Here is a 12988-nt window from a genome sequence, read left to right on the forward strand (position 1 = left end):
TATTTAATTAGTTATTAAAATGTTAAAAAAAGAAATGCAAAAACTAACAAAAATCATAAACTAAACAGGTTTAAAACCCCTAAATTTGTACCTTACTTTTAATTTCCAACAAAATGAGTTTTAGAATAGAAAAAGATACCATGGGCGAGGTAAAAGTGCCTGCCGATAAACTTTGGGGTGCGCAAACAGAACGCTCAAGAAATAATTTTAAAATAGGTCCAAGTGCATCAATGCCATTAGAAATTGTATATGGATTTGCTTATTTGAAAAAAGCAGCTGCATATACCAATTGCGAACTTGGTGTTTTAGATATTGAAAAACGCGATTTAATTGCACAGGTTTGTGATGAAATTTTAGAGGGCAAACACGATGACCAATTTCCATTAGTAATTTGGCAAACAGGTTCTGGTACACAAAGCAATATGAATGTAAACGAGGTAATCGCCAATAGAGCGCACCAAATAGCTGGCAAAACTATCGGTGAAGGCGAAAAAACCATTCAGCCAAATGATGATGTGAATAAGTCACAATCATCTAATGATACCTTCCCTACTGGTATGCACATTGCAGCCTATAAAAAAATTGTAGAGACCACTATTCCAGGAGTAAAGCAATTACGAAATACGCTCAATAAAAAATCAAAAGATTTTAAAGAGGTAGTAAAAATTGGCAGAACCCATTTAATGGATGCTACACCATTAACTTTAGGACAAGAAATTTCTGGTTATGTGGCACAGTTAGATCACGGAATTAAAGCTTTAGAAAACACGTTGGCCCATTTAAGTGAATTGGCACTAGGTGGAACCGCCGTAGGAACAGGATTAAATACACCTAAAGGTTACAGCAAGCGTGTAGCAGAATACATAGCTGAATTTACTGGTTTGCCTTTTGTAACTGCTCCTAATAAATTTGAAGCTCTTGCAGCTCATGATGCCTTAGTTGAAACCCATGGTGCTCTTAAACAATTAGCTGTATCCCTTAATAAAATTGCAAATGATATAAGAATGATGGCTTCTGGCCCACGCTCTGGTATCGGAGAAATAATTATTCCTGCCAATGAACCTGGAAGTTCAATAATGCCAGGAAAAGTAAATCCAACACAATGTGAGGCCTTAACTATGGTTTGTGCGCAGGTTATAGGTAATGATGTTGCTGTTTCTGTTGGTGGTACACAAGGGCATTATGAATTAAATGTATTTAAGCCCGTTATGGCTGCCAATGTCCTACAATCTGCACAACTTATTGGAGATGCTTGTGTAAGTTTTGATGTTAATTGCGCTGTTGGTATTGAACCAAATCATGCTGTAATTAAGGAATTATTAAATAATTCATTAATGCTAGTAACTGCTTTGAACACAAAAATTGGATATTACAAAGCAGCAGAAATTGCAAATACCGCTCACAAAAATGGAACTACTCTAAAAGAAGAAGCTATAAATCTTGGTTATGTTACCGCAGAAGAATACGATGATTGGGTAAAACCAGAAAACATGGTAGGGTCATTAAAATAAAAGAATAAAAAATATATTGAATAAAAAAGCAGGTGTAAAACACCTGCTTTTTCGGTCGGTTAGCTATTAATCCTCCTAAAACTTATCTGGAAGATCCTAAATCAAATATATGATTATCTAAAATCTTAAAAGATAACATTTGTTAATATAGCTATCCTCGTAACTTTTTTCTTATTCTGCTAAGCTGAACTGGAGTTATGCTTAAATATGAAGCTATATGATATTGTGGTATTAACTTATCAATATCGGGTATGTCTTTCTTTAATTTTTGATAGCGTTGGGATGCATTTAAGGAAATTAATTCCAATTGCCTCTTTTCGTATGTTATAAAAACCTTTTCTAAGATTGTGGTGTATAAATTACTTATTACATCATCGGTTTTGCACATCGCTTTTAGCTTCTTATAATCTATTTCATATACACTGCATTCTGTAATAGTCTCATATACTATTTCAGATGGCGAATTTCTAATTAAAGCAGTGAGAGAGCCTGCAAAATTCATCGGGAAGAAAAAGCGTTTATTAAATTCTTTTCCAGATTCTGAAATAATATAGCACCGCATAATTCCAGAGAGCACTAAATACAATTTTGAAGGTACCTTTCCGAGTTCATCAAGTTGTGTATTAGGCCCGAATTTTTTAAACTCTGAGATACTTTTTAATTTAATAAAAGCCTCTTCTGGCAGATTGCCAAAGGAACTTGAAAACTTATCATTATCAAACATGGGTTATAAGGGTTGGTTGGTACCTGCAATATAAAATATGTTTTATAAATGAAGAAAAAAACTCTACATAAGGCTAGAATTTCTATATAAAAAATAAAAGAGCCCAAAAGCATTCACTTTTGGGCTCGAAAGATTATTATTTTTTTTATTTACTTAAGTGTGAATTCTGATGTAGACACCAAATCTTTTTGATTAAATACGTTCACCACATAACGCCCTTTTTCAAAATCATTATCACCTTTGGCGGTTACAAACTCACAAACATTTAAGTTTGAATTTTCATAATTAAACTTACTTACAACACTATAATTAAGTGTTTTGTCCTCAAAAATAACTTGCTCATTTGCACCTAGTATATTGTTATTAGGGTCTATTACTTGCACATATAATTCTTGATCACCAGCCTGTACCAATGGATTCTTAGCAACAGTAAAACATACTCTAATTTTATCCGCTCTTCTTGCTCTTTCGGTTGGAATTAATTTTCCTGAAGTCCGTTCAATAACACCAAAACCTTTTAAATCCACAGTATTTAAAATAGAAGCGTTTTCAACTACTTCTGCCAATGCTGTATTTTGAACCAATAACGAATCGGTAAACATAGTGCGCTCTTCTAATCTTACCCTAGTACTATCCAAAGAAGTCGCTAGATAAGAGTTTTCAATTCTTAATGAATCGTTTTGAGCCAATAAAATATCCATTTCTTTTTGAAGATTTCTATACTTTGTCTTGTAGCGCCAAAGACTTTTTACGTTTGTTTCTGATATTCTTAGAGAATCTATCAAACCTTGAATACGCTCTCTGGCTTCAATTAAATCTTTATTGGCTATATCGTTCTCTGCAATGGCTTCATCATATTGTTTTGCCATAGCATTTAAATCATTCATTACCAATTGTTTTTCTTCGTTTAGCTCTTTTTTGGTTTCGTTACTTTCTTTATACAAATTCATTGTATAAAATCCTGTAGCTAGAAATAAAACCAATGCTATACCTAATCCAACTTTTAAACCAGTGTTGCTCTTATTTTCCATAATTTTATTTGTTTTTTGTGTTAACGATTAACTACGTTCGTAGTTTTACTTAATTTTTGGTAATAGACATTTTCCAATATCACTTACAACATCATATACGTAAATACATTTATTTTAGATGTTTACAGACTAAAAAACATACGAAATTTAAAAATAATCAATTGATTTTCAGATTTTTAATATAAATTTAGTCTTCAGAGGCTTTTAAAGAATCTATTTGACGTTGTAATTTTTCAAGTAGCTTTGTTTTATCGTCTTTAATAGGGATAGTTTTATTTATAGAATCCATAACAAATTGCTCTATATCGATAGTCCTTGACTGTTCAACAAAATAATAGCCAATTTTTTCGCTAGCTCTCCAGGCTTCGTTTAATTGATCATAAACGGTTTTATCCCATTGGCTTGGGTGTTTTACATCTATCCATACCACATCACGGTATTCGCTATCAATTAACACCAAATCTGGTGTAGCAGAACCATCAAATTGTTGGGCGTTTTTATCACTTATTGAAGATACAGTTCCCATAAAGAACATACGTTTTTTACCTGCTATATATTTGATATATGGGCGAAATTCTACTGGTGTATTCGCTGTCCAATCATATTCTTTTCTAGACTCTTTAACCTTTAGAGGCATTGCAGAAACACCTGCATATCCTTGTTTTTTAGCGGCGTGATTATAATAATACAATTTATCTGTACCATCAGCAGGTACAAAAACACTAAAACTTAAACTGGTACGTTCCTCTCCTACAGGCTCTAAACCAAACCAATGGTAAAGTCCGCTATAGGCGTCCGTTTCAGTTTCTGAAAAATCGAAATCGGTAACATATGGTTGTTGATTTTGGTCTTTTGGCATTTCAGGAATCTTTACCGCAGTTTCCATGTTCCAAGGTAAAGGGTCACTAAAACCTCCTAAGAATTTTAAAGATTCTGCCTGCAATCTTGAAACCTTTTCAGCTAATGTGTTCTGCCGGGTTAAATATTGATGGTTTTTCATGTTTTCAGGATCAATATATGTGCCTTTACCTATCAAAATACGCTCTACATAATCGTTAAAACCATGCTCACCATTATCTATCACCATAACACCTCCAAAGGTTGGATATGGAAATAAAAAGCCTTTCCACTTAATCAAACTTACCACCTGAACCCAAGCACCAGAATCATTTTTCATATAATATGTATCACTAGGCTCCATAGTAAACAATTGAAAAAAATTGAAACGTTGTACTACAGCATTATAGGTGTTCCTACTAAATTTTAAAGATTCCCCTATAGAAAACGTTACCGGAATTCTATTTTCACTCGAAAACCTTGGAAACGGTGTGGTGCTCGACACCGCAAATACTTCTTCTGTATTATCTGTCATGCCCTGCCAAACATACTTTTCTGTTGGCTGAATGGCCATGGTCCATTTATTCTCATTACCTACTCTTACCAAATGCGGTAAGGACACGTCTTTTGTCTCCCCTACACTTTCATTTGCCATGGAGAAAATATTCCGTAATGGTTGAATGCGTTCGTTTTGGGTTAATGGCAGCTCATTTATTTCAACCTTATTTAAATGATTGAAGACATTGTAAGTCTTCATATAATCGTACATTTTAAAATGCCATCCAACGCTATACAAAATTCCAAAAAATAACGCCAATATTCCCAGTATTCCTAGACGGGTTCCAGTACTTGCAGATTTTCTAAATTTTCGTAACCCAAAAAACAAAATACTACCGCTTAGCAGAATAATGAAAATAAACTTTCTAATAAATAATAGAGCGGGCTGATAATCGTCTCTTAAAACAAATAATGCTATAAGTAGAACTATAATAGCTACTACAGTTATTGTTTTTTGCTTTTTGCCTTTATTCCAGTAGTTTTTTATCATTATTTAGATGCTATTAAAATTAATTTTCACCATGCTTTTTTACATGCTTAATGGATAATACCATGGCTATAATCATTAGTATTGGAACTAGTATATTCAAAAAACTTATCCAATTAAACTCTGCAGAAAAATCATAATTAAACAATTGAAGAATGAATAAAACTGAAAATATTGCAATTAATATGTATCTAAACCTATTCTTATGCATTTTACAACAACCCTTTATCTTTTAATCGTTCTCTTGCGCTTTTTTCTTCTGATTTTGGTTTGTTATCAATTTCTTTTTTAGCTTCTTCAATCACCGGAGGTTTTTTGGTAGCCATGTCCTCAATAAAATCTTTACCTTTCTCAATAGTACCTTGAACCAAGTCTTCAACAGATTCGCTTTTTTTATCAATTATTTCGCTGGATTTAAAAATAAAACCAGCCAAGTACGTGCCTAAAACCGTGCCTACAATCATTGATGCGAATATTGATAGAGTTGCAACATCTATTGGAATTAAAAACCGTGTAACAACAATCCCTATTAGGAATAAAAACCCAATAAATACTAAACGAACAATAAACTTTTGCTGATATAAAAAGCCTGTTTTATCCGATGGCTGCATTTGCAACGCTTTAGAGTACATCAACTTATTAAAAAACCTGTAGAGTTTATTACTATGGGATTCTCTCCAATATAGTAAAGCTCCGAATAAAATGGAGCCAATAAAAATTATGAGTTCTAATGTCATATTTATAAGTTTGATTTATAAAATTAGTCTAAAAAACTTAAATATTGTTACGTATTGTTTCTATAGCCCAATCTTTAAAGGAGTCGTCCCAATTTTTAAAATTTTTATAAAAATCCTCTTTATCATACCAATACCAAAACAATACATCTTTAGGAGCTATATTCATTAATAGTTTCCATATTAAATCTTGATGTTTAGCTTCTAGCGAAGAATGGGGTTTATGCAATGCAAAAAACAGCTTGTCGTCAATAATATCAACTATTTTAAACTGATTGCTCTTCTCTATCTTTTCCAGATAACGCTCCACACTCATTATTTTTTTTAGGGAATTTATATCCAGTTTATTCAAATAACTTTTGAATAAAATAGGGTCATCTAAAATATCTTTAATAGGATGCTGCGTTTGTTTTAAAAACTGAAACATCTCAAATTTCTTGATGCGGTTATAACGCTCTGTCCTTACTTCAGCTTCTAAATCACAATCAATAATGGAATGACTGCGCAATTTATCCATTAATTCAGGCTGATTTATATGATATATCAAAACGTCGTGAGTTGTGTCTTTAATGGCTTCTTTATGCCATGTCTCGTCTTCAAAAACAACTATGGGCACGATAAAATCCCGTAATACGTACACACCTCCAAAAGCCCTTGTGTAAAAAGAATCGGTAGTGTATTCTAACTCGTGCAAATCAAGATCTCTATTGCGTAAATCTCCATAGGTTTTTGCCGAATCTAACAACTTTTGGTGCATCGTTTCGCTAATGAAATTGTTACCTCTATTGAATTCATCAACCAATTCTAATTGTGCCGCTTTAACCTTGTCTAGGTTATCAATTAAATGAAATTTTACTGTAATTTCATCATATTTTAAGACATCAAGCGGTTCATAAAAGGCATCTATATTTTGATCGAAATCCAGGCAAATAGCAGAGTCTCTAGTAATATCTTTAATTTTTACGCCGTGTACTTTAAAAACATATTTCATTAAATCCCGATCAAACGTATGAAACGGTAAATACACCGGTTTTCCTTTTTGAAGCGGCGAAATAATGATGCCATGTGGATTTGCATCACCATTATTTAGATATGAAGTATCGTCCTTCTCCTCGGCCACTTCAGGGCTCCAACCAATACCATCTATATGAAAGGTATTAAGTTTGGTTTCTGAAAACCCCAATTTTACCAAGCATTTATTATAACGCTCTACGAGTTTCCCGCTTACGGGGATCAATTCACTTCTGTATAGATTTGCTTGTTTTAGTTTGTTCATTTAATCTATTAACTTATGAATTATAGCATACTGCAGCAACACTATGGTTCTAGTATCCATTATTCCACCACTATGCAACATGTCTACAGCTTTATAAAAAGGTATTTCTAACACTTCAATATCTTCAGCCTCACTATCTAAACCGCCACCATCACTCACTTTCATATCATCAGTGTATTCGCCAATAAAAAAGTGCATTTTCTCAGTCATAACACCAGGTGAAGAATACCCTTCATAAACTTTCTTTACTGATTTTAAGCGATATCCTGTTTCTTCTTCAGTTTCACGAATAATGCAATCTTCTGGGTTGTCTTTATCTAACATTCCCGCCGCGACCTCAACCAGCATACCATCTTCATTATCGTTTAAATAGGTTGGCATTCTAAATTGCTTGGTTAAAATAACTGTTCGTTTCTGTTTGTTATACAGTAAAATCCCTGCGCCATCACCTCTATCATACACCTCTCGCATTTGATTTACCCATTCACCACTTTTCATCAAATAATCAAAAGTAACTTTATTCAGAATGTAATAGTTATCTGAAAGCAAGGTATGCTCAATGTTTTTAACTTGTTTATTTTTCATTCTCAAACGTTCTTCTCGCTTCTGTTTCAATATGTAATTGATTTACTCTAGCATCTACTTTTCGTTTAAAATCGGTATCAGCTATAGTCGCCACATTATCTAAATATCTCACTACTTCCTGACGGCGAATTTCAGAGAAATCCAATCCTTTCATATTTGAGCGCATTAATTCTTGAAGCATATTAAACTTCGTATCATAGTCTTGTTTAAAATAAATATCTGGGTTTTCAAACCAATCTTCTTCCAAATCAAAATCGGTTAATCGTAACGAAATAGCCGACTGAATATTGCGAACATCACGTGATGAAAAGAATGGGAATATTGCCTGAATTTCTTTATACAGATTCGCATAAAACAAATGCTGATTCGTTTTAAAGTGTTTTTCCACGCTATCATAAACCTCATGCACACGTTCTTCAGTAGGTTTTTCAACACTACTTAAAATGTCGCCCATGTTTTTCGCTAAACCTTGATCTTGTAAATAGCTGTAGTTTTCTGGCCCTTGCATATTTACAAAATTTGGCATGGTATCATCAATTTTACGCCACCATAGATGATCTTGATCTAAAAAGTCGTGTTCTGTTCGCGCACCATCAATCTTAAAACGACCTTGTACACGCGAAATCACTGCCTTATCCAACATTTCGGGTAAATTAGTGAACAATCCAATAGAACTGTTACCATAATTTACGGCATAAGCACCTTCAGTATAACGTAAAAACACCCCAATCACTTCTTTAACTCCCGCCGAAACACCTTGTGTAGTTCGTTCTTGTAAATTATTTTCAGCATCATCAATAGGTGCAAAAATTAATTTTGAAGGATCTTGCAGCGGCTTCATCCACTCCACCATTTTTTCTGCTGAACCACCTTGAAATGTTGAGATCAACGTATCTGGCATTGGGTGAAATAAAAACGGAATATCCAAGGTATCACAATGCTCTTTTAATCGCGTAGCAATAGCTGCTATTAACATACTTTTACCTGTTCCTGGAATACCATAGCCCATAAAAACAGGCATAAAGCCACCTAATTCTTGAAAGGGGTTTTTCTTTGCAGTAAAATCGTAGCTCAACAAGCGCTCGGTTAAACGTCGTGCAAAATGCTTTGCATCTCGGTTACCAACTATTTGTTCAAACTGAATTTTATTGAACTCTACACTTTTTGCAGTGCCCTGAAACACGTTACTCCATCCTGAAACGGCGAATTCCGAATTTTCCAGTTTATACGTTCTATCTTCAATCGTTTCTGTATACTCTAAAGAGCTCTTACGTAATTGAATCTCGTCCATTAAGGCTTCAAAATAAACTACCGTGAAATCGATAACATCCTTATCAGACTTAATAATTTCTGGATGTCCCAAATATTTATCATAATAAAATAAACTACAGGAAATCCCTTTGATGGGCGACATTAAAGACACTTCAGGAATACCTGCGAACTTCTGCTTCATCACGCTCAAATCGTCCGAAGCATGAGGTTTTAAGTCATGTAATATCTTATAGGCTTTAGAAAACAGCATGAATGCCGTTGCAGTGTGCATTTTGCTTTCAAACTCACGCTTTCCGTTGGTGTCTAAAGCTGATTTATTCTCGTTTAGACTTGCCAAACCAGAGGCATCGTAATAACTGTCCTTAATCCAAATACCCAAAGTAATCCCTTCTTGAACCGCATACAACGTCTGATTCAAATAAATAGGAATCGCAACGGAATCTGGTAATAAGCGTTTCTTCAAAGCTAAAATAGTTTTAGAAACCGAAGTTACATTTACCGAACTTCCATTATTAGCGCGAGATAAATACAACAAGATAGATTCATCTTTAGCATCTTTATCTCTGTTTTTTGCACGAGCACCTTGCTCCCATTGCACACTTTTTAAGTACGATGAAGCTTCATCCCGAAGCATGTCAAGTTCAGATAGTTTTATAGGAAATGTTGAGTTATGTTCCATGTTTTAGTATTCAGTTGGCAGTAAGCAGTCTTCAGTTCTCACTCATACTTACTCACTCTGTACCATATTTTCGTTAATTATTTTATACTCCAAATTTGTCTGGATTATTCATCATGTAATTTAATAGTTTGCCTATTTCTTCTCTTTTATATTGCAATTCATTTCTTTTATCTTCTGAAATATATTTGCAAGCCACTGCAAAATCTAGCCATAATTGTGTTTCAGAATTTTCACCATCAGCATCAGACAACTTACTTTTAAAATGCTTTTCATACTAGCGTTTTCTATAACCTTCAGCTATATTTGAGCATACAGACCTACTTGACCGAACTATTTGAGAAGTCAATCCAAACATCTCAGATTTTGGAAATTCTTTAATTAAATGAAAAATCTCCATTGCTAAATCAAATCCTTTTTGATATGCTAACAATGTCTTAAAACTCATATTTCATTTTTTTGACTGCCAACTGCCAACTGCTTACTGCTTACTGCAAACTTATTTCTACACCAGCAATCTCAATCGGTGGTTTTGCCAATCCATTCATTATATCTGGTGTTCTGTTGTATAATAATTGAATTACACGATGCGGTGCCAACACATATTTTTGTTGAAACACATCGCCCCAACGCTGTAAGGTTTGCTTATTAAAAAAGCTACCTTCTTTAAATTCACTTTCAGTCCTTACTTCAGTAACTTTTAAGGACACTGCGTATGATTCTAAAGGGATTGTTTTTTTGCTTATAGCCTCTAAAACAGTGTGTGTAATGGTATTTTCATCTTTCGTAAACATGTTATGTACGGGTCCTAAATCTATACGCTTTATGTGTTTGGGCGATACCTTTGAAAGTTTTTTATCTATACCATATGCCATTGTATCTAAAGCCATCTTACGGTCTGCAGAATTTTTTAAAACATCATATATATCATGCTTTACATCTTGCACATCCAATCCACTATAGTCAAAATACATAAAACATATAAAGGGTCTGTTTAGTATTACATCATAAAAGCTCCAACTGGTCATATATACCGCATTACTTTCCTTAGGGGCGCTTACGATTTTGCCCTGTACAAAGCGATTGAAAATATAGTGCTTATCTACAGACGAATAATATACGATTGATGCCGCTTGAAACAACCTACTTTTCTTCACACGCTGTTTTTTACGCATCAAGGTATCCAAAAACTCCTCTTTAAGCGATGCAATTGGCGTCAACCTGCCTAAATACTCATCCCTTAGCTCTAAATCGTTAAATAAATAACGAAATTCTAAATAATTTGGAAATCCAGATTCGGTTAAATCTACCTTCATATTATCCTCATCATCGTACATATATTTTATACGCATTGCTTCGATGGAGTACAATATCAAATCACAATATTGTTTAAACATAGCCACCTCGGCATTATTACATATATTTTCCCGTTGTACTGCAACCACTAGTTCCTTAAACACAAAGTCTATCATTTTATGATAAAACGTGTAGTGTGCTTTGGAATCTAAAATTGCAGAATCTAAAGGTGTAACAATTTGGTTTATGGACATGAGTCAGTATTCAGTAAAAAGTCGCAGTGTGCAGAAGCAGTATGCGTAATTAATTTTTCTTTTTTTTGCGTTACCACAAGGGTCGGGCTTTCACTACTCGCTCCCACTCCCGAAGCTTCGGGATCGGGGAGCTCAAACATACCGTTCAATCCCTAACGCAGATAGAGCTAGTTTAAATGTTATAGCCTTTTATTGAAAATTTACGATAGTAAATCGTCATCCTCCGCTTTTGGCTTTGGTTCTCCTACCGGTTTACCATCGCCACCTGAAGGTGCATTTGCATCTGCTTTATAATACTCTTCAAAGATTTCCTTCATATCGATACCATAGCGCTCCGCAAAATTCTTCTGAATGTCTACATCCTTCTCCCTAATTTCCTGTAAAGCCTCAGCATAACTACTGTAAACACCTTGCATAACTTTTTCATGTACTGGAATATTATCCATCATGTCCTGACGTGCCTTGGCGCTTGCAGTATGCATCGCAGCCAGGGTTTCTCCTATATGTTCATCGGTTTTTACACCAAGATGCTCTAGAATGGCGGCAAATTCTTGGTCTGTACGGGCTTTTAATGCCACCACGTAACCATCGTAATATTTTAAACGCTCTTCCGTATCACTTTTAAGTTTCGCACGGTGTGTTTGTAAATTACTTCTAAGCGATGTTAGCACTTTAATAGTTAAGTTATGCTTATGTACAAAACTATCCTTACTAGCAGCAAGCGTTGTATACGCATTTTTTAAACCTTCTAATTCCTCTACTTTTTGCTCAAGTTCTGTAACTTTACCGATAGCTTGAGCATATTCCGCAGATTGTTTGTCGGCGATATCCTCTAATTCCTGCCTTGCTTGTTTTAAAAGCGCATACTGCTCTTCTAATTTAGCTTCTACTTCTTTTTTCTTCTCAAGCGCTTTTGTATGATTTTTAGTGGCTTCAACAATAGCATCTTGCAATTTATCTTCTACTTCCTTAATTTCAATTTCACGGTTTTTTAAGCGCGTAACTGCTGCCTGAGATTTATAGGATAACTCTTTTAAAAGTGTTTGTACGTCTGCACTTTCAATACGCTCCTGAAACATAGCTTTTGCCTTATTATCCGCGGCGGCTCTTGTTTTTTCGACATCCTTAAGTGCTTGTTCTGCTTTTGCAATTTTACTTTTGCGCCCCCAAAGGTTGTTCCACCAAGTATCTGGCTTCTTTTGAGCATCTTCCAATTCAATTCTAGCGCGCTCTAATGCTTTTTGTGCATCGTCTATCACCTTTTGCTCAGTGGCATTTAAAGATGAGAACTTCTCGAACAAGATACCTACCTCATCCTGATAATCTGTTAAATCTTTAATGGCATCCAAAAGTGTAGTTCTATCCTTTTCTGCCATATGTACGACATCATCCAATGTTGCATTTAATATTTTCTGACGAACTTCAGGATCATCCTCTTGCGATAGTTTAGATTTCATGGTGTCAATAGCTTTCCCCCAGTTAACATCTACTTTTTCGGTTTTTTCGTTCGAGTCGGTTTCTAATAAATCAAAATCATCAGACATGGTATGTATAGTGTTTTTAAGTTAAACATTTTTAAGGACAAGCAATTTCGTTAAAAAAGATGACTTTTAAAATTTAATTGTCTGTAAATTATAGGTGTTGTTTTAATAATAATTGTTACAAAATACTATAAGTTTTCATTTTTCATCCTAAAATTCTGTCAGAGAATACGTCAAAGTAAATGATTGAAAACCATTGATTTATA

The 12988-nt window shown here is 34.3% G+C and carries 10 protein-coding genes and 1 pseudogene; 1 reads left to right on the forward strand and 10 read right to left on the reverse strand.

Features of this window, described 5'->3' with window-relative positions; genetic code table 11:
• Window positions 1-113: 113 nt before the first annotated feature.
• Complete coding sequence (gene fumC, locus BMY39_RS08560) at window positions 114-1511, forward strand: class II fumarate hydratase (protein WP_092578599.1); 1398 nt, start codon at window positions 114-116, stop codon at window positions 1509-1511.
• A 151-nt stretch (window positions 1512-1662) separates the two neighbouring features.
• Here fumC and BMY39_RS08565 read toward each other — a convergent pair whose 3' ends face one another.
• From BMY39_RS08565 to BMY39_RS08615, 10 genes and pseudogenes are all read right to left on the reverse strand, one after another.
• A complete protein-coding gene (locus BMY39_RS08565) occupies window positions 1663-2235 on the reverse strand; it encodes a Crp/Fnr family transcriptional regulator (RefSeq protein ID WP_092578601.1) in 573 nt (190 codons plus the stop codon).
• Window positions 2236-2384: 149 nt separating this feature from the next.
• Complete coding sequence (locus BMY39_RS08570; protein WP_092578604.1) at window positions 2385-3266, reverse strand: chromosome partitioning protein ParA; 882 nt, start codon at window positions 3264-3266, stop codon at window positions 2385-2387.
• Window positions 3267-3453: 187 nt separating this feature from the next.
• Entirely contained in the window at window positions 3454-5151 is a 1698-nt protein-coding gene (locus BMY39_RS08575) for an energy-coupling factor transporter transmembrane component T family protein (RefSeq protein ID WP_092578606.1), read from the reverse strand.
• 209 nt (window positions 5152-5360) lie between these two features.
• Complete coding sequence (locus BMY39_RS08585; RefSeq protein ID WP_092578610.1) at window positions 5361-5885, reverse strand: hypothetical protein; 525 nt, start codon at window positions 5883-5885, stop codon at window positions 5361-5363.
• Window positions 5886-5922: 37 nt separating this feature from the next.
• Window positions 5923-7158 (reverse strand): DUF6638 family protein, encoded by a 1236-nt coding sequence (locus BMY39_RS08590; RefSeq protein WP_092578612.1) that lies wholly within the window; start codon window positions 7156-7158, stop codon window positions 5923-5925.
• Window positions 7159-7743 carry an NUDIX domain-containing protein gene (locus BMY39_RS08595; protein ID WP_092578614.1) on the reverse strand — a complete coding sequence of 195 codons (585 nt, stop codon included), beginning with the start codon at window positions 7741-7743 and terminating at the stop codon, window positions 7159-7161.
• Window positions 7733-9694: an AAA family ATPase gene (locus BMY39_RS08600; RefSeq protein WP_092578616.1), complete on the reverse strand. Its 1962-nt coding sequence runs from the start codon at window positions 9692-9694 to the stop codon at window positions 7733-7735. The genes BMY39_RS08595 and BMY39_RS08600 overlap by 11 nt, the downstream gene beginning before the upstream one ends.
• 82 nt (window positions 9695-9776) lie before the next feature.
• Window positions 9777-10139 (reverse strand): annotated as a pseudogene (locus BMY39_RS08605) (four helix bundle protein).
• A gap of 40 nt (window positions 10140-10179) precedes the next feature.
• Window positions 10180-11241, reverse strand: coding sequence for a hypothetical protein (locus BMY39_RS08610; RefSeq protein WP_092578618.1), 1062 nt, complete (start codon window positions 11239-11241; stop codon window positions 10180-10182).
• Between the two features lie 200 nt (window positions 11242-11441).
• Window positions 11442-12785 (reverse strand): coiled-coil domain-containing protein, encoded by a 1344-nt coding sequence (locus tag BMY39_RS08615; RefSeq protein WP_092578620.1) that lies wholly within the window; start codon window positions 12783-12785, stop codon window positions 11442-11444.
• Window positions 12786-12988 lie beyond the last annotated feature (203 nt).

The sequence above is a fragment of the Hyunsoonleella jejuensis genome (genome assembly GCF_900111025.1).
Classification (GTDB): Bacteria; Bacteroidota; Bacteroidia; order Flavobacteriales; family Flavobacteriaceae; genus Jejuia; species Jejuia jejuensis.